Genomic DNA, 25,518 nt, shown 5'->3' on the forward strand with positions numbered 1-25,518 from the left:
CAGGGTCCGCGCCCTGGTTCGACGTGACCGGCGGTGAGAGTCTCCTGGCTCCCGGATCTACGCACTCCCGGGTCTTCCAGCCGGCAAGCCGGCCGTGACGTACGGGTCGGGAGTGCACTCCCCGGTGACAGTGGCGGGACCGCGCCGGATTCGCACCGGACTTCCTCTCCTGCCGCCGTATGGCACCGGGCAGTCCACCACGGCCGCGACGACCGCGTCAAGGCGCCCTTGACCTGCGGCGACGGAGTGTGGTGAGGTCCACACCCCGCCACCGCGGGACGGCCGGACGGGCCCGCGCCGGGCCCGCTACTTCGCGACGATCAGCCAGATCCCCCACGCGACCGCCGCCGCGCACGCGGCGAAGCACGCGTAGGCGCCGCCGCGCGCGGCCACGCCGCCGGGACCGGCCGCGGGCCGGGACAGGCCGACCACGCCGAGCGTGAAGACGCCGACCAGGCCGACGGTGGACAGCAGCGTGACGACCAGGACCGAGCCGAGGGCGTGCCAGTCGATGCTCATGCGGGACTCCTTCAGACGGTCGCGGTGGGGGCCGGGGTGCCGGCCGGCGGGGGGATCACGGCGGCGATGGCCGCGGTCACCGCGCCCTGCGGCTCGGGGACGGCGCCGGCGGCCTCGTCGTTGACGTTGGCGTGCGTGACGGGCCTGCGGCGCGCCGCCGTGCGGATCGCCGCGCACACCGCGAGCCCGAGCACGGCGACCGCGGCCACGCCCCAGTTGCCCTGGTCGGCCAGCAGCGCGGCGCCCGCACCGACCAGCCCGGCCGCGGGCAGCGTCAGCGCCCACGCGGCGACCATCCGCCCCGCGGTGCTCCAGCGCACCACCGCGCCGCTGCGGCCCAGACCCGCGCCCATGACCGAGCCGGAGCACACCTGCGTGGTGGACAGCGCGAAACCGAGGTGGGAGGAGGCCAGGATGGTGGCGGCGGCACCGGTCTGCGCCGCGAAGCCCTGCTGCGGCTGGATGTCGGTGAGGCCCCTGCCCATCGTGCGGATGATCCGCCAGCCGCCTATGTAGGTGCCGAGCGCGATCGCCGCGCCCGCCGAGACGACGACCCACAGCGGCGGGTCGGAGTGCGGGGCGACGACCCCGCCGGTGATGAGCGCGAGGGTGATCACGCCCATGGTCTTCTGCGCGTCGTTCGTGCCGTGCGCGAGCGAGACGAGGCCCGCCGAGGCGATCTGCCCGGCGCGGTAGCCCCTGGCCGTGGCCCGCGGGTCGGCCTTGCGGTCCAGCCGGTAGCTGAGCCGCGTCGCGGCGGTGGCGGCGAGGCCCGCGACGAAGGGGGCGGCGAGCGCCGGGACGAGGACCTTCATGACCACGGCGTCGCCGTGCACGCCGTGCCGCCCGACCGCGACCAGCGTCGCGCCGATCAGCCCGCCGAAGAGCGCGTGCGAGGAACTGGAGGGCAGCCCGGCCAGCCAGGTCAGCATATTCCAGACGATCGCGCCGACCAGCGCGGCGAAGATCATCTGCGGTCTGACGCCGGCCGACTCGTCGATGATGCCGCCGGAGATGGTCTTGGCCACCTCGACGGACAGGAAGGCCCCGACGAGGTTCAGCGCGGCGGACATGGCCACCGCCGTCCTGGGCTTGAGGGCGCCGGTCGAGATGGTCGTGGCCATCGCGTTGGCGGTGTCGTGGAAACCGTTCGTGAAATCGAACGCGAGAGCGGTGGCGATGACGATTCCGATCAGGAGCGTCATGTGTTCCATGGACCCAGGCAATCGTTCGATCGGACAGTGGCGAGCCGACCGTACGGACCGTTCGTGAACGGAAGGTGAACTGACAGGGGACTCGTGGTGCCAAGATGACAGGTCAGTGAACGCGGCGCCAAGGGTGATCACCGTCACGGTATACGGGCGGTGATCCGGGCCGCGGGGCGGCGACAATGCCGCGACCGGGACCGAGCCCGGGCCCGGACCCGGCAACGGAAGGACGCACCGTGCAGGACGCTGTCGCCGAAGCGTGGGAAGAGGTCGTCGCGGCCGCCCGCCGCAGCGTGGCCGACGGCCTCGTCGTCGGCACCTCCGGCAACGTCTCCGCGCGCGTCGGCGAACTCGTCGTCGTGACGCCCACCGGCGTGCCGTACGAGCGGCTGCGCCCCGCGGACCTCGTCGCCGTCGGCCTCGACGGGCGCCAGGTGCGCGGCGAACTGCGCCCGACCAGCGAGCTGCCGCTGCACCTCGCCGTCTACCGCGCCACGGACGCGGGCGCGATCGTCCACACGCACGCGCCGCACGCCACCGCCGTGACCCTCCTCACCGACGAACTGCCGCCCGTCCACTACATGACCGCCGCGCTCGGCGGGCCCGTACGCGTCGCCCCCTACGCGCTCTACGGCACCGAGGAACTCGCGGCCGGGGCGGTCGCCGCGCTCCGCGGGCGCACGGCGTGCCTCCTGGCCAACCACGGCACCCTCGCCCACGCCGCGACCCTCACCCGGGCCTACGAGCACACCGCCCAACTCGAGTGGATGAGCCGCGTCTGGCTCCTCGCCACCTCCGCGGGCCGCCCCCGGACCCTCTCCGCGGACGACCTCGCCGCCGCGTCCGCCGCCCTCGCCGCCTACGGGCAGCCGCACTGAACCGCCCCCCCGGGGCGGGCGGGGACGTTCCGCGCCGCGCGGCGCCGGGGCAGTGCCCCGAAACTCGCGCGGCGGCGTCCGGTTGGCCGCATGCCCCGCCGCGCGCGACACTGGACGGGATGCGACTGCGAACCGCCGTGGCGACGACCACGACCGTGCTGGGTGCGGGCACGGCCGCCCTCGTGGCGGCCGGCCGGTACGGCTCCCGCTTTGCCCTCCGCCCGCCCCCGGAGGGCCCCGCCCCGGAAGGGGCGGTGACCGTGCACGCGGTCGCGGAGGACCGCGTCACCCTCACCCGTACCGCGTCCTCGGCGCGCCGCGGCGTCTACGGCCTCACCGCGGACAGCGGCCTGCACGCCATCGCCGGCGACGTCGTCGGGAGCACGGCGTACACCGTGACCCGCAAGCTGCTCGCCGTCCCGCACGGCTCCCTCGACCAGGGCACCGCCGTCCGCCTCACCCCCCAGGTGCACCGGGGGGACCCGCGGACCGCGCTCGGGCTGGACTTCACCGAGGTCGCCGTGCCGGGCGAGCTCGGCCCGCTGCCCGGCTGGTACCTGCCGGGCGACCGGAGCACCTGGGTGATCACCGTGCACGGCCTCGGGGCGACGCGCGAGCACGCGATGAACGTCCTGCCGGCGCTGCACCACCACCGCTTCCCCCAGCTCGTGCTGGGCTACCGCGGCGACCCGGGCGCACCGCGGCCCGCGGACGGCATCGGCCACCTGGGGCGTGCCGAATGGCGCGACCTGGACGCGGGGATGCGCTACGCCCTCGAGTACGGCGCCGAGCGCATCGTGCTCTTCGGCTGGTCGGTGGGCGCCACGATGGCCCTGCACGCCCAGCGGCTGTCGGCCGAACGGGAGCGGGTCGCCGGCCTGGTGCTGGACTCGCCGGTGCTGGACTGGCGGGCCACGGTGCGGGCCGCCGCCGCGTCGCACGGCCTGCCCGCGCCGCTGACCCGGCTCGCGGTCCGCGCGGCGGAGGGCCGCCGGGCGCAGCCGCCGCGCGCGGCCGCGGCCCCGGCCGACCCGTTGCCGCCCACCGTCCCGACCCTGATCCTCCACGGCCCGGACGACACCCTCGCGCCCTGGGACGCCTCCCGTGAACTCGCCGCCCGGCACCCGGAGTCGGTGGTGCTGCACACCGTCCCCGGGGCCCGGCACGGCGCGATGTGGAACGCCGATCCGGCCGGCTACGAGGAGACGCTGCGGCGCTTCCTCACCCCGCTCATGTGAGCGCGTCACAGCGGGAAGGCCCGCCCGATTGGGAATCTGGGCCCGCACGTACGAGACTGCTCAAGTGACGTCCCGTAGCCCGCGAGACACTCCGCTCCGCCTCGTTCCCCGGCGGCCGCTCACCGCGGCCCGCAGGACCGCGACAACGCGCCGGTCGCGGCCTGCCCGGCCGCCCGAAGGCACCCCTCCGCTGCCGGAGCTGGCCCGGCTCGCCCGGGCCGAACTCGGCGCCGCCGTACGGCTCGCGCGCTGGGCGGGCACAGGGCCCGGCACCGCGGGACCGACGGGCATACTCTCCGATGACGCGCTCCGGCGCGCCGCCGCGGAGCTGGACCTGACGCCGCGCCTGATCCGCACCGCGTGGGACCACGCCCGGCTCTCCGGCCTCGTCGAACTGCACGGCGGTGCCGCCGTACCCGGCTGGCGGCTGCGCGCCTGGGACAGCGACGACACCGCGGTGCTGCGCGGCTGGGTCGCGCTCTTCGATGCGTGGTCGCTCGCCCACCCCTTCCTGCCCGGCGACCGCACCGGCCCCGACCCGGCGCTGGTCGCCGAAGTCATAGAGGCCGCACCGCAGTTGCTGTCCTTCCTGCACCTGTCCAACGGGCCCGTCCCGATCGACACGCTGCTCGACCTGCTCCGGCAGCGCGTCGCCGAGCTGCGCACCGAACGGCACGAACCGCCCGCCGACGGCGCCGGCGACCCGCTGCCCACGCTGCTCGACTGGACCCTCGACGCCGTCGCCCGCGTGGGAGCGCTCCAGCCGCGCGACCCCGAGCGCCCCGACGAGGTCGCCCTCACCCCGCTCGGCAGCTGGGCGGTGTGGGTCAAGCTGGAGCAGATCTGCGTCGCCGCGCAGGGCCCCGCCGGGCACATGGAGCAGTCCGCCGCGACCATGCTGCGCGCCTGCTCCCGGCTCTCGCCCGGCCCCGCCCGCGCCGAATACCGCGCCTGGCTCGCCGCGCGCCCCGTCGCGCCCGCCGTGGCCGAGCTCCTCGACACCGCCCGCGGTGACGACGCGCTGCTGCGCGGGCTCGCCTTCGAGGCCCTCCGCGTCGTCGGCGACCCGGCGGAGCCCGCGGTGCGGGCGGTCGTGGACGAGCCGGTGCTCCGCCCGTACGCGGTCCTGTGGCTCGCCGAACTCGACGGCGACGACCCCGACACCGCGACCGGCCTCCTCACCCGGGAGGAGGCCACGTGGCTGTGGGTCGACACGGCTGCCGCGGTCGCGGACCACGGCGAGGACCATCTGCTGGTCAGCCATCTCGACACCGCGGTCCAGGGCTCCGTCCGCGGGCTCCTGGAGGAGGTCCGCGGCGTCGGCCACCCCCGGACCGTCCAGGTGCTCGTCGCCCTCGCCGCCGCCCACCCCGACCCCGCCCTGGCGAAGGCGATGCGCAAGGCCGCGTTCCAGGTCCACACCGGCACCCCCTGAGCCCGCGCGCCCCGGGCTGCCCCCGGAGGTGCTGTGCGCGGCCTTCCGCGCGTGGGGGCCGGTGGCGCGGATTCCCGCGCCCCTGAAAAACGCCGGCCCTGCCTGCGGAGGGCACCCCCGGGGGCGCGCGTCCGCCCCGCAGGGCAGCGGACCGGCAGCGCGGGGAACCGCGCGACCAGCCACGACGCCGGGAACGCCGCGTGTCCCACCGCGAGGGGCGGCCCGGGGCGGACCGCCCTGGGCAGGGAGGGCCCGGCCCCCGGCCGCCGGGCGGCCAGAAGAGGACGGGGAGCGGGCCAGTAGACTGGGCCCGTGATCACCGCCACCGGCATCGAGCTGCGCGCCGGCGCCCGCATCCTCATCGAGTCCGCCTCCTTCCAGGTCGCCAAGGGCGACCGCATCGGTTTGGTCGGCCGCAACGGCGCCGGGAAGACGACCCTGACCAAGGTGCTGGCCGGCGAGGGCCAGCCGGCGGCGGGGAGCGTCGCGCGGTCCGGGGAGGTCGGCTACCTCCCCCAGGACCCCCGCACCGGCGACCTCGACATCCTCGCCCGGGACCGCATCCTCGGCGCCCGCGACCTCGACGTCGTGCTGCGCAAGATGCGCGAGAACGAGGAGCGGATGGCGAACGGCAAGGGCGCCACCCGCGACAACGCGATGAAGAAGTACGCGCGCCTGGAAACGGAATTCCTCACCAAGGGCGGTTACGCCGCCGAGGCCGAGGCGGCGACGATCGCGGCGGCGCTGGGCCTGCCGGACCGCATCCTCGGGCAGCAGCTGCACACCCTCTCCGGCGGCCAGCGGCGCCGCGTGGAGCTGGCCCGCATCCTTTTCTCGGACGCCGACACCCTGCTGCTGGACGAGCCGACCAACCACCTGGACGCCGACTCGATCAGCTGGCTGCGCGACTACCTGAAGACGTATCGCGGCGGATTCATCGTGATCTCCCACGATGTGAACCTCATCGAGACCGTCGTGAACAAGGTCTTCTATCTCGACGCGAACCGCTCCCGGATCGATGTGTACAACATGGGCTGGAAGCTGTACCAGCAGCAGCGGGAAGCCGACGAGAGGCGCCGCAAGCGGGAACGCGCGAATGCGGAGAAGAAAGCCGCCGCGCTCAATTCGCAGGCCGACAAGATGCGCGCGAAGGCCACCAAAACCGTCGCGGCGCAGAACATGGCGCGGCGCGCGGACCGGCTGCTGTCCGGTCTGGAGGCGGTGCGCGTCTCGGACAAGGTGGCCAAGCTGCGCTTCCCGGACCCGGCGCCCTGCGGCAAGACGCCGCTGATGGCGAGCGGTCTGTCGAAGTCGTACGGCTCGCTGGAGATCTTCACGGACGTCGACCTGGCGATCGACCGCGGCTCGCGCGTGGTGATCCTCGGGCTGAACGGCGCGGGCAAGACGACGCTGCTGCGGCTGCTGGCCGGGGTGGAGAAGCCCGACACGGGCGAGGTGACGCCCGGCCACGGGCTGAAACTCGGCTATTACGCGCAGGAGCACGAGACGCTGGACCCGGAGCGCACGGTGCTGGAGAACATGCGCTCGTCGGCCCCGGACACCGATCTGGTGGACATACGCAAGATCCTCGGCTCCTTCCTCTTCTCCGGCGACGACGTCGACAAGCCGGCCGGCGTGCTGTCCGGCGGCGAGAAGACCCGGCTCGCGCTGGCCTCCCTGGTCGTGTCGAGCGCCAACGTGCTGCTGCTCGACGAGCCGACGAACAACCTGGACCCGGCCAGCCGCGAGGAGATCCTGGGCGCCCTGCGCACCTTCACCGGCGCGGTCGTGCTGGTCACGCACGACGAGGGCGCGGTGGAGGCGCTCCAGCCGGAGCGGATCATTCTGCTGCCGGACGGCGTCGAGGACCTGTGGGGCCAGGACTACGCGGATCTGGTCGCCCTCGCCTGACCGCGCGCGACGAGCGTCGCGCGGGCCGGATGATCATGCCCGTTGGATCATTCGGCCCACCGCGCGTCCGTCATCTGTGTGAGTCCGGCTGGTACCCGCGCGCACCCCGCGCGAGGTGCGGGCCTCCGGAGGCGATCAGTGGCGTGACGTCGGCAAACACCTTACGTGCACCCGCTGACCTGCTGCTATTGCGCGGGAGGACTTCACGGCGGGGAATTCTGCGGCGAAAAACGTCCGCCGCGGAACGTTCTTCGGCGGCTATCGCGGGATTCCCGCGGGGAATGTCCCGTGACAGACCTTGTCGAATGGGTGGCCAGGAACGCGCTGAGGGGTGATCATGAGAGTCCATAGCGCACTTCCCTGGAGGAGGCACGGGTGGCCGAGACTCTGAAGAAGGGCAGCCGGGTGACCGGCGCCGCGCGCGAGAAGCTCGCGGCAGACCTGAAGAAGAAGTACGACTCCGGTGCGAGCATCCGGGCACTGGCCGAGGAGACCGGCCGGTCCTACGGTTTCGTGCACCGGATGCTCAGCGAGTCCGGCGTGACCCTGCGCGGTCGCGGCGGAGCGACGCGGGGCAAGAAGGCCGTCACCGCCTGACCTCGCCCCTTCCGGGCTGGTCGGCTGGTCACAGCCTGACCGGGTGACGAGCCCGGTCCTCACGGGCGGGCGCCTCCCGACCCTGCGCGACTGCGTGCCGAGCTGTTGGTTACTCTTCGGTAATCACGTACGCGGTCCGCTCGGAGGTCCCTGATGCCCGAAGACACCATCCTGCTCGAACGCGACGGAATCCGGCTGGCCCTGGACGGCAGCGGCACCGTCGCCACCATCACCCTGTGCAACCCGGCCAAGCGCAACGCGCAGTCGCCCGCCCTCTGGCAGGCGCTGACCGAGGCGGGACGGCAGCTGCCGGGGCAGGTACGGGTCGCGGTGCTGCGCGCCGAGGGGCCGTCCTTCTCCGCCGGGCTCGACCGGCAGGCTTTCACGCCCGAGGGCTTCGACGGCGGGCCGTCGTTCCTCGCACTCGGGCGCGGCGACGCGGGCGAGCTGGACGCGACCATCGCCGGGTACCAGCAGGCCTTCACCTGGTGGCGGCGCACCGACCTGATCACGGTCGCCGCCGTCCAGGGACACGCCATCGGCGCCGGTTTCCAGCTCGCGCTGGCCTGCGACCTGCGGGTGTGCGCGGACGACGTGCAATTCGCCATGCGCGAGACCAGCCTGGGCCTGGTCCCGGACCTCACCGGCACCAAGCCGCTCGCCGAGCTGGTCGGCTACGGCCGCGCGCTGGAGATCTGCGTGACCGGCCGCTCCGTGCACGCCGAGGAGGCCGAGCGCACCGGGCTCGCCAACCTCGTCGTGCCCGCCGCCGAGCTGGACGCCGCGGTCGCCGACCTGACCGCCGCACTGCTCGCCCCGCCGCGCGACGCCGTCAACGAGACCAAGGCCCTGCTGCGCGCCGCCCGCTCGACCTCCGAGGACGCCCAGTACGCGGCCGAGCGCGCCGCCCAGGGCCGCCGGCTGCGCGACCTCGCGGGCGCGGCGGAGTAGCCCGCGCCGCCCCTCGCGTACGGCACCGGGCCCGGCTCAGCGCGTACCGGTCACCACGACGGCCGCCGCGACCGGGCCCGGGGCGCCGTCCGCCGCCGCGGCCGCGACGGCGGCGGACACCGCACGGGCCACCGTGTGGGGGCGGTACCCCGCCGCCACCGCCAGCTGCACCTGCACCCGGCGGCCGTCCGGGGTGTCGCGCACCCGCACTCCTGTGCCGAAGCCCGCCAGCCGCCGCGTCAGCCGCAGCACGCCGGGCACCGCGAGCGCCGCGGCCGCGACCCGGTCGGCGGTCCCGTCCGCGGGCCCGTCCGTGAGTTCCGGCGGGCCCTCGCCCTCGACCACGAAGCCCTCGATCACCGCGTCCGGCGCGGGCAGCTCGTCCAGCAGCCCCGTCACCGCGAGGTCGACCGCGTGCACCGGCATCCCGACGCCCTCCCGGGCGGTCGCCCACAGGGCGGCCCGCAGCCGCTCCGCGGTCCGCGGCAGCGGGTCGTCCGGCGTGGCCGCGAAGTCCGCGGTGATCCGCAGCGGCCCGTACGGCAGCGCGCCCACCGGTGCGGCGCCCCGGCCCCCGGCCACCACGCCTCCTGACGCCCCGCCTTCTGACGCCCCGCCTTCTGACGCCACGGCTCCTGACGCCCCGCCTCCTGGCGCCGCGTCGGCCCCGTCGCCCTCCAGCTCCACCGCGAGCGCGCCCAGCCGTACGCCGGGCAGCGCGTCCGCCACCCGGCGCAGGGCGGCGGCGGCGGCGTTCTCGGTGATCCAGGCGGCGTCCGATGCCTCACCCAGCGGCAGCAGGCGTCCGAGCGCGACCTGTTCCCGCACCGTCCTGACCAGTCGGTCCATGGTCACCAGGTCTCCTCGCCTTCCGCTGTGCCGACACCCGAATGGGGGCCGGGCGGACCCCGCTGGGCGCATCCCCGGAGCGCGTCAGGGCATGCGCACATAGTGTGGTGCACGGAGCAGCCCAGACGAAGGGACGACTCGCGATGACGGACAGCGGGCAGTACAACCGGCCGGAGCCCGAGGGCTCCTCGGCCGCAGGTGACGGCGGCCGGACCCTGGACAAGGGATCGGCGGGGGGCCCGGCGCGCAAGGCGCTCGGCGACCCGGCGAGCCGGGGCCGTACGACCATCGCGGACGGCGTGGTCGAGAAGATCGCCGGGCTCGCCGCGCGGGACGTGATGGGCGTGCACGCCATGGGCACCGGCCTGTCCCGGACGTTCGGCGCGGTGCGCGACCGTGTCCCCGGCAGCACGCGCTCGGTCACCCGGGGCGTCAAGGCCGAGGTCGGCGAGGTGCAGACGGCCCTGGACCTCGACATCGTGGTCGAGTACGGCGTCTCCATCGTCGATGTCGCCCGCGCGGTGCGGGAGAACGTCGTCGCGGCCGTGGAGCGCATGACCGGCCTGGAGGTCGTCGAGGTCAACGTGGCCGTGGGCGACGTCAAGCTGCCCGACGAAGACGATGACGACGACCGCGAGCAGCGGGTCCAGTAGTGGCGACTGCCCGGCACCCCGAAACGGCACGACGGACCTGGAGCGGACGATGAGCATGGCGGTGATCGGCCTGGCGGCCGGCATGGCACTGGGGTTCGCCGGGTATTTCGGCGGCTTCGGCGCCTTCCTCGTGGTGGCCCTGCTCGGCGCGGTCGGTTTCGTCGCCGGCAAGTTCTTCGACGGGGACCTCGAGCCGGGGGACTTCTTCCGCACCAGGGACCGCGACCGCGACCGTGACCGGCGGCGCTGATGGCATCGGCAGTGCCCGGACAGCTCCCCGCGGCCGACCGCGGGGCGCTGCGTATCGCGGACCGGGTCGTCGCCAAGATCGCCGCCCAGGCCGCCGGTGAGGTCCTCGACGGCGCGCCGGGCGCCGAGCTCGTACCGCGTGACGCACGCCCGCACGCGTCGGTGTCCGTGCGCAAGGACACCGCGCGGCTCCGGCTGACCCTCGAACTGGGCTACCCGGCCAACATCGGCGCGGTCTGCGGCACGGTCCGCCGCCATGTCACCGGGAGAGTCGAGTCCCTGACGGGTATGGATGTACCCGAGGTGGCCGTCGAGGTGGAGCGGCTGCACTCCGCGGCGGCGGACGGCGACGAGGGGAGGGTGGAGTGAGCGGCGACAGCGGCGGCGGCCAGGGCGGCCAGGGCAGTCACGAATACCGCGAGCAGGACCCGAGCGAGTCCGCGGAGGAGAGCGCCCGGCTCAGCATCGCCAAGCGGCCCCCCATCGAGCCCTACGCGGTGACCTCCGGGCTGCCCGGTGCCGGAGAGGGCCCCAGGGTCCGCCGCTTCTGGGCCGGCCGCCGCATCCCCGCCGCGCTCACCGCCGCGGTGGGAGTGGCGCTGACCGGGCTCTTCCTCTACGACATCGCCTCGGTGCGCGCCGACCGCCAGGCGATGCAGTGGCGCAAGACCCTCGCCGACGAGCTCGCCACCCGGCACCTCGACAACGTCTGGATCATCGTCGGCGCCGCCGTGTGCGCGGCGCTGGGGCTGTGGCTGCTCGTGCTCGCCGCGACCCCCGGGGAGCGCGGCCTGCTGCCCATGGCCCGCAACGGGGCGGGCGGCGTCCGCGCCGGGCTCGACCGGCGTGCCGCCGAACTCGTGCTGCGTGACCGGGCGATGGAGGTCTCCGGGGTGCGCTGGGCGCGCGTCGACGTCGGCCGCCGGCGCATCAAGGCCCGCGCGGCCTCCCACTTCCGCGAGCTGGAAGAGGTACGCGACGACCTGACGGCGGCGCTGGACGAGGCCGTACGGCAGCTGGGGCTCGCCAGGTCGCCGCATCTGCACATCCACCTCCACCGGGCCGAGAAGAAGGGGTGAGGGCGCCGTGCGGACGACCGTCAACCGGGTGCTGCTCGCCCTGACCGGGCTGGTCCTGCTGGTGGTCGGGCTGTCGGTGCTCGTCGGCAGCCTCGACCTGCAGCGCCACTGGGGCTTCACCATGCCGGGCTGGTGGCCCTTCACCGGGCCCAAGGACGTGCTGCTCACCGCCCGCAGCAGGACCCGCTACCGCTCCGACGGCTGGTGGTGGCCGGTCGTCTTCGCCGTGCTCGGCGTGCTCTTCCTCGCCGGCCTGTGGTGGCTGCTCGCACAGACGCGCACCCGGCGGCTGCGGCAGGTCAGGATCGACAGCGGCGACGGCCAGGGCGCGCTGCTGCGCGGCCGCGCGCTGGAGAACGTGCTGCGCGCCGAGGCGGAGGAGGCCGAAGGCGTCGAGTGGGCGAACGCGATGCTCGTCGGGCGGCGCGGGGCACCCGGGGCCCGGCTCGTGCTCGGGCTCGGCCCCCGGGCCGCCCCGGAGGACGTCGTCGCGGGCCTCGACTCCCGCGTCCTCGACCGCGCCCGCACCTCCGCGGGCCTCGACGCGCTGCCGGCCGAGGCCCGTCTGAGGCCGGTCCGCCACCGCGCCTCCCGGGTCACCTGATCCCCGGCGGGGCCGCCGTGTGCGCTGCGGGCCCGCGGAGGCCCGCCCCGGTCGGCACCCCCGTCACAGGGAGTACAGGGCCCCGCCGTCCACGGGGAGCGTCAGGCCCGTGAGGTAGGAGGCCGCCGGGGAGAGGAGGAAGGCCGCGGCGCGGCCGAACTCCTCGGGGGTGCCGTAGCGGCGCAGCGGGATGCGCGCGGAGTTGGCGGCCCGCGCGCTGTCGGCGTCGCCGCCGAGCGCGTCCAGTTCGCGTACGCGGTCGGTGTCGATCCGCGCGGGCAGCAGGCTGACGACCCGGATCCCGCGGGGACCGACCTCCGCCGCCAGGGTCTTGGCGAAACCGGCGAGCCCCGGGCGCAGCCCGTTGGAGATCGCGAGCCCCGGAATGGGCTCGCGGACGGAGCCGGAGAGCACGAAGCCGATGACGCCGCCCTCGCCGAGGGCCGCCGCGGCGGTGCGGGCGAGCCGTACGGCGCCGAGGAAGACGGACTGGAAGGCGGCGAGCCACTGCTCGTCCGTCATGTCGGCGGCGGCCCCGGCGGGCGGCCCGCCGACGCTGACGAGCACCCCGTCGAGCGTGCCGAAGCGCGCGCGGGCGGTGGCGAGCAGGGTCTCCGCGGTCGCGGGGTCCGCGTTGTCCGCGACGACGCCGAGCGCCCGCTCGGGGCCGCCCAGTTCCGCCGCGGCCGCGTCCACCGTCTCCGCGGTGCGCCCGGACAGCACGACCCGCGCACCCTCCGCGGCGAGTTCGCGGGCGGCGGCGAGGCCGAGGCCGCGGCCGCCGCCTGTCACCACGTACACCCGGTCCTTGAGTCCGAGGTCCATCTCAGGGCGTCCTTCCGTCGGGGCCGGTGAGGGCGAGCGCGGTGTTGACCAGGCCGACATGGCTGAACGCCTGCGGGTAGTTGCCCAGCTGGCGCCCGGCGACCGGGTCCCATTCCTCGGCCAGCAGCCCGACGTCGTTGCGTACGGTCAGCAGGCGTTCGAAGAGTTCGGTGGCCTCGTCCGTGCGGCCGGTGGCGTGCAGTGCGTCGGCGAGCCAGAACGAGCAGGCGAGGAAGGCGCCCTCGCTGCCGGGCAGCCCGTCGACGCCGCCGGAGTCGGGGGAGTAGCGGCGGACGAAGCCGTGGTGGTCCAGCTCGCGGCGGACCGCCTCGACGGTGCCGGCCACCCGTGGGTCGGACGCCGGCAGGAAGCCGACCTGCGGGATCAGCAGCGTGGCCGCGTCCAGCTCGGCCGAGCCGTAGGACTGCGTGAAGGTGTTGCGTTCGGCGTCGTAGCCGTTCTCGCACACCTCGGCGTGCACCTGCATCCGCATGGAGCGCCAGCGGTCGGTGTCGCCGCGCAGCTTCGGGTGCGCCTCCAGGGTGCGCACGGCGCGGTCCGCGGCGACCCAGGCCATGACCTTGGAGTGCACGAAGTGCCGGCGCGGTCCGCGCACCTCCCACAGGCCCTCGTCGGGCTCGCGCCACTTGCCCTCCAGGAACTCCATGAGGGCGCGCTGGAGGTTCCACGCGTGCGGCTCGTCGCGCAGGCCGCTGTTCCTGGCCAGGTAAAGGGAGTCCAGCACCTCGCCGTACACGTCCAGCTGGAGCTGTCCGGCCGCGGCGTTGCCGACCCGCACCGGGGCGGAGCCCTCGTAGCCGCCGAGCCACGGGACCTCGTACTCGGTGAGCCGCCGCTCGCCCGCGATGCCGTACATGATCTGGAGGTCGGCAGGGTCGCCGGCGACGGCCCGCAGCAGCCAGTCGCGCCAGGCCTGCGCCTCGGCGAGGAAGCCGCCGGAGACCAGCGCGTTGAGGGTCAGGGCGGCGTCGCGCAGCCAGCAGTAGCGGTAGTCCCAGTTGCGCACCCCGCCGATCTCCTCGGGCAGCGAGGTCGTGGCGGCCGCGGCGATGCCGCCGCTGGGGGCGTAGGTGAGCGCCTTGAGGGTGATCATGGAGCGCAGGACGGCGTCCCGCCACGGCCCCTGGTAGCGGCACTGCGCCGACCACCGCTCCCAGTCCTCGACGCTCTGGTCCAGCGAGACGAAGGGGTCGATCCGGCGCGGCTTGCCGGTGTGCGAGGAGTGCCAGGTCAGGACGAAGGCGATCCGGTCGCCGGCCGCGACCGTGACGTCCGCGTAGGTGCGCATGTCCTTGCCGTACATCGGCAGCGGCGGCTCGGTGCGCAGCCACACGGCGTCGGGCCCGGCCACCGCGACCCGCTGGTGGTCGGTGCGGCGCACCCACGGCACGACGCTGCCGTAGTCGAAGCGCAGCGTCAGCTCGCTGCGCACGGCGACCTCGCCGGACACCCCCTCGACGATCCGTACGAGGTCGGGCGCGTGGTCGCGCTGCGGCATGAAGTCGGTGACCTTGACCGTGCCGTCCGGGGTGTGCCAGACGGTGTCCAGGACGAGCGTGTCGCCGCGGTAGGAGCGCTCGCTGCACTGCTCCGGCGCCCCGTCCAGCGGGGCGATCCGCCAGTGGCCGTTGTCCTTGTCGCCGAGCAGCGCCGCGAAGCACGCCGCGGAGTCGAAGCGCGGCAGGCACAGCCAGTCGACCGACCCGTCCCGCCCGACCAGTGCGGCGGTCTGGAGGTCGCCGATGAGCGCGTAGTCCTCGATACGTCCTGGCACGGCCCCGCCTCGTCGCCTTCCGGTCCTGGTGTCGAGTGTGCTGGTGCGGCTACCGCACCGCTACCGGAACGCTGCCTTCGGGCTCCTGCGGCTCCGCCGGGTCCGCGGCCTGCTGCGCGCGCTCGGCGAGGATCTCGGCGCGCTGCCGGCGCAGCAGCACCACCCAGCCGACGGGCACCATCGCGGTGAACAGCCACCACTGGATCGCGTAGGCCATGTGCGGGCCGATGCTCCGGTGGTCCGGCTCGGGGACGAGCCCGGGCTGGCCGGGACCGGGCTTCGGCGAGGTGGACACCAGTTCCAGGTAGCCCCCGACGACCGGCGCCCGCAGGTGCCCGGCGTCCTTCACCTGCGGGCCGCTGATGAGCATGATCTGCCGCTCGGGCAGGCCGGTGCGGTTGCGGATGCCGGTGGCGGAGCTGGTCTCGTCCGGGCGCAGCCGGCCGACGACGGTGACCTCGCCGGACGGCGGCGGGGTGATCCTCGGGAACGCCTTCGGGTCGTCGCCGGGCGCGATCCAGCCGCGGTTGACCAGTACCGCGCGGCCGTCGTCCAGGATCAGCGGGGTGATGACGTGGTAGCCGACCTGCTCGCCGCCGCCGGAGGAGTCGTCGGAGCCGGAGTTGCCCGCGGTGCGGTGCCGGGCGACGACCTCGTGCGCGGTGTCGTAGTGGCCGCGCGCGGTGACCGTCTTGTAGAGGTCCTCGTGCGGTACCCGGAAGCCGGGGGAGGTCACCGACTCCACGGGGACCGGCGCGGCCCTGAGCGCCGCGGCGATGAGGTGGTTGTTGGCCACCCGGTGCTCGTGCCGGTGCAGCTGCCAGAAGCCGAGTCTGACCATCACCGGCATCAGCACGAGGCCGACGAGGGTGAGGACGACCCATTGGCGGGACAGCAGGAAGCGGTACACCCCACGACGGTACAACCCGGCCGTGGGGCTCCCGCGGGTAGGGGTCCGCGCCGGGCCGCGGGTGGGCCGCCGGCCGGTGGCCGGGGCCTCAGGCCGGGGCGGGGGTGGTCTCGACGTGGTCGACGATGCCGGCGGCGCCCTCCGCGGCCGCGCAGTGCGCGCAGCAGTAGAAGTGGCCGTCGGCCTCGACGCCGTGCCCGAGGATCTGCACCCGGCAGTGCTCGCAGATCGGCGCCAGCCGGTGGGCGGCGCACTCGAAGCAGTCGAAGGTGTGCACCGCGCCCTGCACGTGCACCTCGAAGGTCATCGCATAATCGTTTCCGCAGACTTCGCATCGTGCCATGGGGCACAGGCTGCGGCCCGCGGACGGCCCGGGCAACGCGCGCGCCGGAGTGTCGCCCGGCTGCCACCCGGACGGCCGCCGGGACGCAGGGACGGCCGCTCAGCCGTGCACGTCCCGCGCCGGGACGACCGCCTTGAGCAGCTCGGTGAACTCCCGCTCGCCGATCACCGGTGTCCCGTACTCCCGGGCCCTGACCGCCTTGCTGGTCGGTGAGTCCGGGTCGTTCGTGACCAGCAGGCTGGTGAGCCGGCTGACGGACGACGCCACGTGCAGCCCGGCGTCGGCGGCCCGGTCCTCCAGCAGCTCGCGTTCCGTCCCGGTGTCGCCGGAGAAGGCCACCCGCATCCCCTGCACCAGCGCCCCGCCCGGCTCCAGCCGCCCCGGGTTCGGGTACGGGCACGGCGGGCGCTTGCGGGCCGGCCGCCAGCCCGAGCGGGGGCCCGACCCGTACAGCCGCCCGTAACGCGGCGCGGGCACGGGGGAGTCGACCCATTCGGTCAGCGGGCGGCACGCGTGCAGCGGCAGCGGTATCCCGGCGGCCGCCGCCAGGTGCAGGCTCGGCCGGAAGGTCTCGGCGAGCACCCGGGCGTCGTCCAGGGCGTGGTGGGCGCGCCGCTGGACCACCCCGTAGTGCGCGGCCAGCGACTCCAGCTTGTGGTTGGCCAGCGGCAGCCGCAGCTCCTTGGACAGCACGATCGTGCACAGCCGCTGCTCGACGGGGGCGGCCGACCGGGCGCGGGCGTACTCGCGGGCCAGCATCGACCAGTCGAAGACGGCGTTGTGCGCCACCAGCACCCGGCCCGCGAGCCGTTCGGCCAGCTCGTCCGCGACGTCGGCGAAGAGCGGGGCGTCGGCGAGCGCGGCGGCCGTCAGCCCGTGGATCCACACCGGTCCCGGGTCGCGCTGCGGGTTGACCGGCGAGTACCAGTGGTCCTGGACGTCCCCGCGGGCGTCGAGGCGGTAGACCGCGGCGGACACGATCCGGTCGTCCCGGCCGAGCCCGGTGGTCTCGACGTCGACCACCGCGTAGCCCTCGGGGTAGCCCGCGGGCCATGGCGTGGGGCGGGGAGGCACGGTGGGGTTGTCCAGCATGGTGAGGAGGATACGGCGCGGGGCCGACAGCGGATCGTCCCCGTCCGGCGGGCGGGACCGCGCGGTGCCGTGGCGGAGTTGACGCGTGTTGACGCGTACGCGTCCGTACTAATCGGTAACCACCTCTGGTGCGCGCCCGGGACGCGCCTCTATGGTGCGCGCATGCCGCAACTGCCCGATGTCGTCCTGTGGTCGATACCCGCCTTCGTGCTGCTCACCGTCGTCGAGGTGATCAGCTACCGCATTCACCCCGACGAGGACGCGGCCGGCTACACGGGCCGGGACACCGCCACGAGCCTGTCCATGGGGCTGGGCAGCCTCGTCACCGACGCGCTCTGGAAGATCCCGGTCGTCGCCGTCTACTCCGCCCTCTACGCGCTCACCCCGCTGCGGGTGCCGGTGCACTGGTGGACGGTGCTGCTGATGCTGCTCGCGCAGGACTTCTCCTACTACTGGTCGCACCGCGGGCACCACGTCGTCCGGCTGCTGTGGGCCTGCCACGTCGTGCACCACTCCAGCCGCAGCTTCAACCTCTCCACCGCGCTGCGGCAGCCCTGGACGAGCCTGACGTCCTGGCCGTTCTACCTGCCGCTCGTCGCGCTGGGCGTGCACCCGGCGGCGCTCGCCTTCTGCTCGTCGGTCAGCCTGGTCTACCAGTTCTGGATCCACACCGAGCGCATCGACAAGCTGCCGCGCCCGCTGGAGCTCGTGCTCAACACGCCCTCGCACCACCGCGTCCACCACGCGTCGCAGGGCAGCTACCTCGACCGCAACTTCGGCGGCATCCTCATCGTCTGGGACCGCCTCTTCGGCTCCTTCACCGCCGAGACCGAGCGCCCCGTCTACGGCCTGACGAAGAACATCGCGACCTACAACCCGCTGCGCGTCGCCACCCACGAATACGCCGCCCTCGCGCGTGACCTCGCGGGGGCGACCAGCTGGCGCGACCGCCTCGGCCACCTCGTCAACGGCCCCGGCTGGGCCCCGGCCCCCGCTCCCGCCCCCGCTGCGGCACCGCACTCCGGCACCACGGCCGCCCCCGGGACCCGCACCCCGGAGGCGGCGGCGTGACGGAGAACACCCCGCAGCCCGGCGCCGAGCGGGCGGCGCGCGTCCTCGCGCTGTTCTCGGCCCTCGCGGTGCTGCACCTGACGGCCGTCATCGGGCACTACGACGTCCTGCGGGTGGTGACCAAGCCGCTGCTCATGCCCGCCCTCGCGTGGTGGGTGCAGTGCCGGCGCGGTCCGCGGCTGCTGGTCGCCGCGCTGCTGTGCGGCTGCGGCGGGGACGTGCTGCTGGACGTCGGCGGCACCGTGCCCTTCCTGCTCGGCATGGGCTCCTTCGCCGCCGGGCACCTCTGCTACCTGCGGCTCTTCACCCGGCTCGGTTCCTTCCGCGGCCCGCGCACGGCGGTGCGCGTGCGGTGCGCCGCGTACGGCGCGGTGTGGGCCGCCCTCGTGGTGGCCCTCTGGCCGGGCCTGGACGCCGGGATGCGGGTCCCGGTGGCGCTCTACAGCGTCCTGCTGACCGCCATGGCCGCGGGCGCGTACGGCGCCGGGCCGTTCGCCCGCGCCGGCGGACTGCTCTTCCTGCTGTCCGACAGTCTCATCGCGACCGACCTCGCGGACTGGCCGCTGCTTCCCGGCCACGGGACCTGGGTCATGGCCACCTACCTGCTCGGGCAGGCGCTGCTGGCCTTCGGCGCGGTGCTCACGGTGCCCGGCATCGTGCTCCGCCGCACCTCAGCCGCTCCGGCGCCGGCCGGCCCGTAGCGCGGCGATGCTCAGCAGCGGCAGCCGCACGCTCCCGTAGGGCCAGTGCCCGGCGGCCGCGGCGCGTGTCCCGGCGGGCGGCGGCACGGCGGCCACCGGGGCGGCGAGCCGCACGCTGCCGTACGGGCGGGGGCGTGGGCTCCCCGGCGTCGGGGACTCCCCGGCGGGCGGCGGCGGTGGGGTCGGCACGGCGGGCTCCTCGCGGCAGCAGGGGCGCCGGGGGCGGCGCGGTGACGGCACGGGTGTGTGCCCTGCCCAACGAACCGCGGCCGCCCGGGTGTCGCCCGGACCTCACGTGCGGCACGTAAAGGTGAACGGCGCGGATGCGTCGACCAGGGCTTTCGCCGTACGGGCCGGGCCGCCGCCGGGGACTTGTCGGCGCCACCCCCTAGGCTGGAGGGGACGGCGGCGCAACCAGGTGCCTGGAGGGAGGGCGGAGCCCGTGCTGATCGACACCCACGGACGCGTGGCGACCGACCTGCGGGTCTCGCTCACCGACCGCTGCAATCTGCGCTGCACGTACTGCATGCCGGAAGAGGGCCTGGCGTGGCTCGCCAAGCCCGACGTGCTCACCGACGACGAGATCGTGCGCCTGGTGACCGTCGCGGTGACGCGGCTGGGCGTCACGGACGTCCGCTTCACCGGCGGCGAGCCCCTGGTGCGCCCCGGCGTCGCCGGTGTCGTCGAGCGCTGCGCCGCGCTCGACCCGCGCCCGCGGCTGTCGCTCACCACCAACGGCATCGGCCTGCGGCGTTCGGCGGCCGCGCTGCGCGACGCGGGCCTGGACCGGGTCAACGTCTCGCTGGACACCCTGCGCCCCGACGTCTACCGCACCCTCACCCGCCGCGACCGGCACGCCGACGTCCTCGCCGGCCTCGCCGCGGCCGCCGCCGCGGGCCTGACGCCGGTGAAGGTCAACGCGGTGCTGATGCGCGGGGTCAACGACACCGAGGCGCCCGACCTGCTGCGCTGGGCCCTCGACGAGGGCTACGAGCTGCGCTTCATCGAGCAGATGCCGCTGGACGCGCAGCACGGCTGGCAGCGCGCGGACATGGTGAGCGCCGAGGAGATCCTGGCCGCGCTGCGCACCCGCTTCGACCTCGCCCCCGAGGGCGGCGCGGCACGCGGCTCGGCCCCCGCCGAGCGCTGGGTGGTGGACGGCGGGCCGGGGCGGGTCGGTGTGATCGCCTCCGTCACCCGTCCCTTCTGCCGTGCGTGCGACCGCACCCGGCTCACCGCCGACGGCCAGGTGCGCAACTGCCTCTTCGCCCGCGGGGAGACCGACCTGCGCGGGGCGCTGCGCGCGGGCGCCACGGACGCACGGCTGGCGGAGCTGTGGCGGGCGGCGATGTGGGGCAAGAAGGCGGGTTCGGGCCTGGACGACCCGGAGTTCCTGCAGCCCGACCGCCCCATGTCGGCGATCGGCGGCTGAGCGGGGCCGCGCGCCCCGGGCCGCGGCTCAGGCCTGTGCGGCCGGGCGGCTCTCCCACTCGGCGAGCGTCACGACGTCCTTGAGGAAGCCGCGCATGCCGAGGAACTGCGTCAGGTGCTCGCGGTGCTCCTCGCACGCCAGCCAGGTCTTGCGCCGCTCCGGCGTGTGCAGCTTCGGGTTGTTCCACGCCAGCACCCACACCGCGGGCACACGGCATCCCTTGGCCGAGCAGATCGGCGTCTCGTCGTTCACGGCACCCAGTAAACCCCACGGGCCGGGGCGCCCGGCACGGCGGACGCAAGGGCCCGGGCACCCGGATGCGGACATGGCGACGCCGGGCAGCCACGGGGGGAGCCGCCCGGCGTCGGTCCGTCGCCCCGACGGGGGATGCGGAGCGCCTAGGCAGTATGTCATGCACTGACGCGCTCGTGGAGTGGAACGTCAGCACTGATCTGAGCTTTCCTTGAGGTTTCGCTCACGTGCGCGGACATGCCGGGCACCGGCCCGGGGCCGGTACGGGGAAGCGCGCAGGCGCGGGGACGTGCGGGAGGCGTGCGGGCGCCGCCGCCGTCAGGCCTCGGGGACGGGCGCCGCGTCCCGCTCGGCCCCCAGCTCCACCCGGGCGGCCTCCAGCACGGGCACGCTCGGCGGCGGGACGTACGTGGTCGTGGGCGCCTTCGGGGCGTTCTCCCGCCCGGCGTTGGCGACGACCACCGCGACGTACGGCAGCAGCATGCCGACCACCAGCATCGCCCAGGCGAGCGGCCGTTCGACGTTCCACAGGATGACGGTGAGCAGGACGGACAGGGTGCGGATCGTCATCGCGACCATGTAGCGCCGCTGCCGCCCGCGCACGTCCTCCGTCAGCCCGGTCCGCGCCCCGGAGATCCGGTAGACCTCAGACCCACCCTGCTTCCGCATCCATCCACCGCCCAGTCCAGGGGCCCGGCTCCGCTGCTCACGGCTGGCAGCGCGCCGTGCCGGCTCCGCACCACGGTACGCCCCGCCGGCCGCGCACCACAGAGCGGGGCGCCATCCGGATGTACGGTCTCGCCGCCTTCCCGGAGTTTGGCGCGATCCCGTCCCCTCCGCCCGACATGCGCCACCGCCCGGCCCGGCGGAGACTGACGGCACTGCACGACCCTGCACGGGGGCGCACCGCGCCCCGCGAACGAGGAGGCGCGGTTATGGGCTGGCTGTGGGCGATCATCGTCGGACTCGTGCTCGGCCTGATCGCCAAGGCGATCCTGCCGGGCAAGCAGGTGCTTCCGCTGTGGCTCACCGTGCTCTGCGGTATGGCAGGAGGCCTGCTCGGCAACGGCGCGGCCGGCTGGCTCGGCGTCCGCGACACCAAGGGCATCGACTGGACCCGGCACGTGCTCCAGCTCGTCGGCGCGATCGTGCTGGTGGCGATCGGCGACGCGTTGTGGGCGGCGCACAAGGCGAACCAGCGCCGCCGCCGCACGATGACGCGCTGACCGGGGCGGGCCGGGCCCGCCCCGGTCAGGACGGCAGCAGCCGCAGCCGCTCGGGCGGCACCGGGCCGCTCAGCCACACCCCGTTGGCGCTGCACCGGAAGACGTGCCCGGCGGCGGCCAGCCCCGCCGCGTCGACCGCGAGCACGGCGGGGCGGCCGTGCCGGGAGCCCACCCGGACGGCGGTCTCCCGGTCGGCCGAGAGGTGGACGTCCTGCCGGGACATCGGCCGCAGCCCCTCGCGCAGGATCAGCGGCACGGTGACGGTCGCCGTGCCGTGGAAGAGCACGTCCGGCGGCACGGCGGGGACGAGGCCCAGGTCCACGGTGACCGAGTGGCCCTGGCTCGCCCGGATCCGCCGGCCGTCCCCGGAGAAGGCGTACCGCCTCTTGTTGTTGGTCTCCACGACGTGCTCCAGCTCGGCCCGGGTCAGCGGCCTGCCGTGCGCCGCGCACGCGGCGAGCAGCACGCCGACGTCCACCCAGCCGCCCTCGTCGAGTGCCACGCCGATCAGTTCCGGCTCGTGCCGCAGCACCCGTGCCAGGAACTTCGACACCTTGACCGTGCGCCTGTCGTCCATTCCCCCCCTTCCCGGGGCCGTCAGACCCCCTGGCTCACCGAACTCATGTTGAAGTCCGGGATCCGCAGCGCGGGCGCCGCGGCCCGCGTGAAGTAGTCGCTCCACTCGCGCGGCAGCGTCCGCTCGGTGCGGCCCGCCTCGGCGGCCCGGCCCAGCAGGTCGACGGGCGACTCGTTGAAGCGGAAGTTGTTCACCACCCCCGCCACCTCGCCGTCCTCGACCAGGTAGACGCCGTCCCTGGTCAGCCCGGTCAGCAGCAGCGTGGCCGGGTCGACCTCGCGGATGTACCACAGGCACGTCAGCAGCAGACCGCGCCCGGTCCCGGCGACCATCTCGGCGAGCGACTGCTTGCCGCCGCCCTCCAGGACCAGGTTGTCCGCGGGCGCCGCGAGCGGCAGCCCTGTGAGCTGCGCGCTGTGCCGGGTCGTCGGCAGGTGCCGCAGCGTGCCGTCCCGCACCCAGTCGACCGGGGTGACGGGCAGGCCGTTGTCGAAGACCGACGCGTCGTCGCCCGAGGAGTGCGCCACCACGAAGGGCGCCGCCTCGAGGCCCGGCTCGCCCGGGTCGCTGCGCAGCGTCAGCGGCAGCGCCGACAGCCGCTCGCCCACCCGGGTGCCGCCGCCCGCCTTGCTGAAGACGGTACGGCCCTCGGCGGCGTCCCGGGCGCCCGAGGACCACAGCTGGTAGATCATCAGGTCCGCAACCGCCGAGGGCGGCAGCAGCGTCTCGTACCGCCCGGCGGGCAGCTCGATCCGCCGCTCGGCCCACGTGAGGCGCTGCGCCAGCTCGGCGTCCATCTCCAGCGGGTCGACGTCCCGGAAGTCCCGCGTGGCGGTGCCCGCCCACGCCGAGCGGGCGGCGTCCGGGGACTTCGCGTTGAGCTCCAGGGTGCCGGTCGGCTGGTCGTGCCGCAGCCGCAGCCCGGTGGAGGTGCCCAGGTACGTCGACGTCATCGAGTGGAAGGCGAAGCCGTACAGCAGCCGTCCGCCCGCGCGCGCCGACCCGAAGGCCTCGCCGAGCGCGGGAGCGAAGGCCGCGAAGACGTCCGAGCCGGTCTCGGCGGGCGGCGCGGTGAAGTCCGCCGCCTGCGGCCCCCCGTCCACCAGCGGCTGCGCGTCCTCCGCGGGCCCGGCCTCGCGGGCGGCGGCCTCCGCGGCGCGCACCAGCCCCTCCAGGTCGTCCGCGGTGACCGCCGAGCGCGACACCACGCCGGACGCGGTGCCCTGCGCACCGTCGACGGTCGCGATGACGGTGAGCGTACGGCCGCGCGTCACGCCGTTGGTGGTGAGCGCGTTGCCCGCCCAGCGCAGGTTGGCGCTCGACTCCTCCTCGGCGATGACCACGCACCCGTCCGCGGCCGACAGGTCGAGCGCCCGCTCGACGATCTCGTGCGGCTTGCTCGCTCCGGAAGTCACCGGCCCGCCTCCTGCGTCGTGTTGAGGATGTTCACGCCCGTGAAGAGGGCCGACGGGCAGCCGTGACTGACCGCCGCGACCTGGCCGGGCTGTGCCTTGCCGCAGTTGAACGCGCCGCCCAGGACGTACGTCTGCGGGCCGCCGACGCCCTCCATCGAGCCCCAGAAGTCGGTGGTCGTGGCCTGGTAGGCGAAGTCCTTGACCTGGCCGTCGAGGCGGCCGTTACGGATGCGGTACGCCCGCTGACCGGTGAACTGGAAGTTGTAGCGCTGCATGTCGATGGACCACGAGCGGTCGCCGACGACGTAGAGGCCGCGGTCGACCCCGCTGATCAGCTCCTCGGTGGAGGGGCCGCCGGGTGCGGGCCGGAGGGAGACGTTGGCCATCCGCTGGACGGGGACGTGCCCGGGGGAGTCGGCGTAGGCGCAGCCGTTGGAGCGGTCGAAGCCGGTGAGCCGGGCGATGCGGCGGTCGAGCTGGTAGCCGACCAGGACGCCGTCCCTGACCAGGTCCCAGGACTGGCCGGCCACGCCCTCGTCGTCGTAACCGACGGTGGCCAGGCCGTGCTCGGCGGTGCGGTCACCGGTGACGTGCATGAGCGGCGAGCCGTACTTCAGCGTGCCGAGCTGGTCGAACGTGGCGAAGGAGGTGCCGGCGTAGGCCGCCTCGTAGCCGAGCGCGCGGTCCAGCTCGGTGGCGTGCCCGATGGACTCGTGGATCGTCAGCCACAGGTTGGACGGGTCCACGACCAGGTCGTACGCGCCCGCCTCGACCGAGGGCGCGCGCATCTTCTCCGCCAGCAGGACGGGGATCTCGGCCAGCTCGGCGTCCCAGTCCCACACGCCGCCGGTCAGGTACTCCCAGCCGCGGCCGGCCGGCGGGGCGAGGGTGCGCATCGAGTCGAAGCCGCCGGTGTCCGGGTCGACGCTCACAGCGGTGAGGTGCGGGTGCACCCGGACGCGCTGCTGGGTCGTCGTGGTGCCGGCGGTGTCGGCGTAGAACTTGTTCTCGTGCACCGCGAGCAGCGACGCGTCCACGTGGCTGACGCCGTCCGCGGCCAGCAGCCGGGCGCTCCAGTCCGCGAGCAGCCCGGTCTTGTCGGCGTCCGGCACCTCGAACGGGTCGGTCTCGTACGCCGACACCCAGGTGCGGTCGGCGTGCACCGGCTCGTCCGCCAGCTCGACGCGCTCGTCGGACCCGGCGGCGGCGATGACCTGCGCGCTGAGCTTGGCCATCGCCACGGCCTGGCTCGCGACCTTCGCGGCCGCGTCCATCGTCAGGTCCACGCCGGAGGCGAAGCCCCAGGCGCCGCCGTGCACCACGCGTACCGCGTAGCCGAGGTCGGTGCTGTCGGAGCTGCCCGCGGGGCGGGCGTCACGCAGCCGCCAGTGCGCGCTGCGCACCCGCTCCAGGCGGAAGTCGGCATGCTGGGCGCCCAGTGCGCGGGCTCTGGCGAGTGCCGCGTCGGCCAGCGCGCGCAACGGGAGCGCGAGGAATGCCGGATCGACGTCACGGTCCAACTGTTGGGGCACGGCGGACTTCCCTTCGCATCGGCCTGTCCGCAGTGAATCATGGCCCGCTGCCGGCCGGCTCCGCCACAGCATTGCACCGGCCACGGCGACCCCATTTGCGCAAGCTGTCCAGATGGATGGGCGAATGGTGGGCGAAATCGGAGACGAAACGGTCTGTCAAGATGCAGGACCGGTCA

The 25,518-nt window shown here is 74.7% G+C and carries 29 protein-coding genes and 1 riboswitch; of the genes, 15 read left to right on the forward strand and 14 right to left on the reverse strand.

Going from position 1 to position 25,518, the window contains the following annotated elements:
- Window positions 1-37: 37 nt before the first annotated feature.
- A riboswitch (cobalamin riboswitch) is annotated at window positions 38-168 on the reverse strand.
- 138 nt (window positions 169-306) lie between these two features.
- Window positions 307-519 (reverse strand): hypothetical protein, encoded by a 213-nt coding sequence (locus ACH4SE_RS26295; protein ID WP_398545933.1) that lies wholly within the window; start codon window positions 517-519, stop codon window positions 307-309.
- Between the two features lie 11 nt (window positions 520-530).
- Entirely contained in the window at window positions 531-1,733 is a 1,203-nt protein-coding gene (locus tag ACH4SE_RS26300; protein ID WP_398545934.1) for an anion permease, read from the reverse strand.
- Window positions 1,734-1,909: 176 nt separating this feature from the next.
- Between ACH4SE_RS26300 and ACH4SE_RS26305 the strand changes: the two genes are divergently transcribed.
- The 6 genes from ACH4SE_RS26305 to ACH4SE_RS26330 all read left to right on the forward strand — a co-directional run bounded on the left by ACH4SE_RS26305 (window position 1,910) and on the right by ACH4SE_RS26330 (window position 8,737).
- Window positions 1,910-2,605 (forward strand): class II aldolase/adducin family protein, encoded by a 696-nt coding sequence (locus tag ACH4SE_RS26305; RefSeq protein WP_398545935.1) that lies wholly within the window; start codon window positions 1,910-1,912, stop codon window positions 2,603-2,605.
- A 119-nt stretch (window positions 2,606-2,724) separates the two neighbouring features.
- Entirely contained in the window at window positions 2,725-3,843 is a 1,119-nt protein-coding gene (locus ACH4SE_RS26310) for an alpha/beta hydrolase (protein ID WP_398545936.1), read from the forward strand.
- A gap of 64 nt (window positions 3,844-3,907) precedes the next feature.
- Entirely contained in the window at window positions 3,908-5,278 is a 1,371-nt protein-coding gene (locus tag ACH4SE_RS26315) for a hypothetical protein (RefSeq protein WP_398545937.1), read from the forward strand.
- 312 nt (window positions 5,279-5,590) lie between these two features.
- The gene (locus ACH4SE_RS26320; protein ID WP_398545938.1) at window positions 5,591-7,189 is read left to right on the forward strand and encodes an ABC-F family ATP-binding cassette domain-containing protein; all 1,599 of its coding nucleotides are present in this window, start codon (window positions 5,591-5,593) and stop codon (window positions 7,187-7,189) included.
- Window positions 7,190-7,564: 375 nt separating this feature from the next.
- The gene (locus ACH4SE_RS26325) at window positions 7,565-7,786 is read left to right on the forward strand and encodes a helix-turn-helix domain-containing protein (protein ID WP_031522969.1); all 222 of its coding nucleotides are present in this window, start codon (window positions 7,565-7,567) and stop codon (window positions 7,784-7,786) included.
- Between the two features lie 153 nt (window positions 7,787-7,939).
- A complete protein-coding gene (locus tag ACH4SE_RS26330) occupies window positions 7,940-8,737 on the forward strand; it encodes an enoyl-CoA hydratase/isomerase family protein (protein ID WP_398545939.1) in 798 nt (265 codons plus the stop codon).
- 36 nt (window positions 8,738-8,773) lie between these two features.
- Here the strand turns inward: ACH4SE_RS26330 and ACH4SE_RS26335 are convergent, their stop codons facing one another.
- Window positions 8,774-9,586, reverse strand: a complete 813-nt coding sequence (locus ACH4SE_RS26335) for a nucleopolyhedrovirus P10 family protein (RefSeq protein WP_398546001.1) — start codon at window positions 9,584-9,586, stop codon at window positions 8,774-8,776.
- A gap of 143 nt (window positions 9,587-9,729) precedes the next feature.
- On the opposite strand from ACH4SE_RS26335, the gene ACH4SE_RS26340 reads away from it, so the two are divergent.
- The 5 genes from ACH4SE_RS26340 (at window position 9,730) to amaP (ending at window position 12,171) form a co-directional block, all read left to right on the forward strand.
- Window positions 9,730-10,239: an Asp23/Gls24 family envelope stress response protein gene (locus ACH4SE_RS26340; protein ID WP_398545940.1), complete on the forward strand. Its 510-nt coding sequence runs from the start codon at window positions 9,730-9,732 to the stop codon at window positions 10,237-10,239.
- 49 nt (window positions 10,240-10,288) lie between these two features.
- Window positions 10,289-10,489, forward strand: a complete 201-nt coding sequence (locus ACH4SE_RS26345) for a hypothetical protein (RefSeq protein ID WP_031522979.1) — start codon at window positions 10,289-10,291, stop codon at window positions 10,487-10,489.
- Window positions 10,489-10,857, forward strand: coding sequence for an Asp23/Gls24 family envelope stress response protein (locus ACH4SE_RS26350; protein WP_398545941.1), 369 nt, complete (start codon window positions 10,489-10,491; stop codon window positions 10,855-10,857). Before ACH4SE_RS26345 ends, ACH4SE_RS26350 begins: the two co-directional genes overlap by 1 nt.
- A gap of 113 nt (window positions 10,858-10,970) precedes the next feature.
- The gene (locus tag ACH4SE_RS26355) at window positions 10,971-11,567 is read left to right on the forward strand and encodes a DUF6286 domain-containing protein (protein ID WP_398546002.1); all 597 of its coding nucleotides are present in this window, start codon (window positions 10,971-10,973) and stop codon (window positions 11,565-11,567) included.
- A 7-nt stretch (window positions 11,568-11,574) separates the two neighbouring features.
- Complete coding sequence (gene amaP, locus ACH4SE_RS26360) at window positions 11,575-12,171, forward strand: alkaline shock response membrane anchor protein AmaP (protein WP_398545942.1); 597 nt, start codon at window positions 11,575-11,577, stop codon at window positions 12,169-12,171.
- 63 nt (window positions 12,172-12,234) lie between these two features.
- On the opposite strand, the gene ACH4SE_RS26365 is transcribed toward amaP, so the two are convergent.
- The 5 genes from ACH4SE_RS26365 to ACH4SE_RS26385 all read right to left on the reverse strand — a co-directional run bounded on the left by ACH4SE_RS26365 (window position 12,235) and on the right by ACH4SE_RS26385 (window position 17,136).
- Window positions 12,235-12,996: an SDR family oxidoreductase gene (locus ACH4SE_RS26365; RefSeq protein ID WP_398545943.1), complete on the reverse strand. Its 762-nt coding sequence runs from the start codon at window positions 12,994-12,996 to the stop codon at window positions 12,235-12,237.
- Between the two features lies 1 nt (window position 12,997).
- Window positions 12,998-14,791, reverse strand: coding sequence for a glycoside hydrolase family 15 protein (locus ACH4SE_RS26370; protein WP_398545944.1), 1,794 nt, complete (start codon window positions 14,789-14,791; stop codon window positions 12,998-13,000).
- Window positions 14,792-14,840: 49 nt separating this feature from the next.
- Window positions 14,841-15,701 (reverse strand): SURF1 family protein, encoded by an 861-nt coding sequence (locus tag ACH4SE_RS26375; RefSeq protein ID WP_398545945.1) that lies wholly within the window; start codon window positions 15,699-15,701, stop codon window positions 14,841-14,843.
- 88 nt (window positions 15,702-15,789) lie between these two features.
- The gene (locus ACH4SE_RS26380) at window positions 15,790-16,044 is read right to left on the reverse strand and encodes a hypothetical protein (RefSeq protein ID WP_398545946.1); all 255 of its coding nucleotides are present in this window, start codon (window positions 16,042-16,044) and stop codon (window positions 15,790-15,792) included.
- A 99-nt stretch (window positions 16,045-16,143) separates the two neighbouring features.
- On the reverse strand, window positions 16,144-17,136 hold the full coding sequence (locus ACH4SE_RS26385; RefSeq protein WP_398545947.1) for a DEDDh family exonuclease: 993 nt from the start codon (window positions 17,134-17,136) through the stop codon (window positions 16,144-16,146).
- Between the two features lie 162 nt (window positions 17,137-17,298).
- On the opposite strand from ACH4SE_RS26385, the gene ACH4SE_RS26390 reads away from it, so the two are divergent.
- The gene (locus ACH4SE_RS26390; protein WP_398545948.1) at window positions 17,299-18,207 is read left to right on the forward strand and encodes a sterol desaturase family protein; all 909 of its coding nucleotides are present in this window, start codon (window positions 17,299-17,301) and stop codon (window positions 18,205-18,207) included.
- Entirely contained in the window at window positions 18,204-18,908 is a 705-nt protein-coding gene (locus ACH4SE_RS26395) for a lysoplasmalogenase (RefSeq protein ID WP_398545949.1), read from the forward strand. The genes ACH4SE_RS26390 and ACH4SE_RS26395 overlap by 4 nt, the downstream gene beginning before the upstream one ends.
- On the opposite strand, the gene ACH4SE_RS26400 is transcribed toward ACH4SE_RS26395, so the two are convergent.
- Window positions 18,879-19,097 carry a hypothetical protein gene (locus ACH4SE_RS26400; RefSeq protein ID WP_398545950.1) on the reverse strand — a complete coding sequence of 73 codons (219 nt, stop codon included), beginning with the start codon at window positions 19,095-19,097 and terminating at the stop codon, window positions 18,879-18,881. The genes ACH4SE_RS26395 and ACH4SE_RS26400 overlap by 30 nt on opposite strands.
- Before the next feature lie 253 nt (window positions 19,098-19,350).
- Here ACH4SE_RS26400 and moaA point away from each other — a divergent pair, with 253 nt between their 5' ends.
- Complete coding sequence (gene moaA / locus ACH4SE_RS26405) at window positions 19,351-20,340, forward strand: GTP 3',8-cyclase MoaA (RefSeq protein WP_398545951.1); 990 nt, start codon at window positions 19,351-19,353, stop codon at window positions 20,338-20,340.
- 27 nt (window positions 20,341-20,367) lie between these two features.
- Here moaA and ACH4SE_RS26410 read toward each other — a convergent pair whose 3' ends face one another.
- Together ACH4SE_RS26410 and ACH4SE_RS26415 are read right to left on the reverse strand one after the other, a co-directional pair.
- Window positions 20,368-20,592, reverse strand: coding sequence for a hypothetical protein (locus ACH4SE_RS26410; protein WP_398545952.1), 225 nt, complete (start codon window positions 20,590-20,592; stop codon window positions 20,368-20,370).
- A gap of 318 nt (window positions 20,593-20,910) precedes the next feature.
- The gene (locus ACH4SE_RS26415; protein ID WP_398545953.1) at window positions 20,911-21,261 is read right to left on the reverse strand and encodes a DUF3099 domain-containing protein; all 351 of its coding nucleotides are present in this window, start codon (window positions 21,259-21,261) and stop codon (window positions 20,911-20,913) included.
- Window positions 21,262-21,527: 266 nt separating this feature from the next.
- Here ACH4SE_RS26415 and ACH4SE_RS26420 point away from each other — a divergent pair, with 266 nt between their 5' ends.
- Entirely contained in the window at window positions 21,528-21,818 is a 291-nt protein-coding gene (locus ACH4SE_RS26420; protein WP_398545954.1) for a GlsB/YeaQ/YmgE family stress response membrane protein, read from the forward strand.
- Window positions 21,819-21,843: 25 nt separating this feature from the next.
- Here the strand turns inward: ACH4SE_RS26420 and ACH4SE_RS26425 are convergent, their stop codons facing one another.
- Genes ACH4SE_RS26425 through ACH4SE_RS26435 form a run of 3 tightly spaced genes read right to left on the reverse strand, consistent with a single transcriptional unit; the run spans window position 21,844 to window position 25,342 of the window.
- Window positions 21,844-22,395: an RNA 2'-phosphotransferase gene (locus tag ACH4SE_RS26425; protein ID WP_398545955.1), complete on the reverse strand. Its 552-nt coding sequence runs from the start codon at window positions 22,393-22,395 to the stop codon at window positions 21,844-21,846.
- A gap of 20 nt (window positions 22,396-22,415) precedes the next feature.
- The gene (locus tag ACH4SE_RS26430) at window positions 22,416-23,810 is read right to left on the reverse strand and encodes a metallopeptidase TldD-related protein (protein ID WP_398545956.1); all 1,395 of its coding nucleotides are present in this window, start codon (window positions 23,808-23,810) and stop codon (window positions 22,416-22,418) included.
- Window positions 23,807-25,342: a TldD/PmbA family protein gene (locus ACH4SE_RS26435; protein ID WP_398545957.1), complete on the reverse strand. Its 1,536-nt coding sequence runs from the start codon at window positions 25,340-25,342 to the stop codon at window positions 23,807-23,809. The genes ACH4SE_RS26430 and ACH4SE_RS26435 overlap by 4 nt, the downstream gene beginning before the upstream one ends.
- Between the last annotated feature and the right edge of the window lie 176 nt (window positions 25,343-25,518).

It is taken from the genome of Streptomyces sp. NPDC020983, from assembly GCF_044333485.1.
In the GTDB taxonomy this organism is placed as follows: Bacteria; Actinomycetota; Actinomycetes; order Streptomycetales; family Streptomycetaceae; genus Actinacidiphila.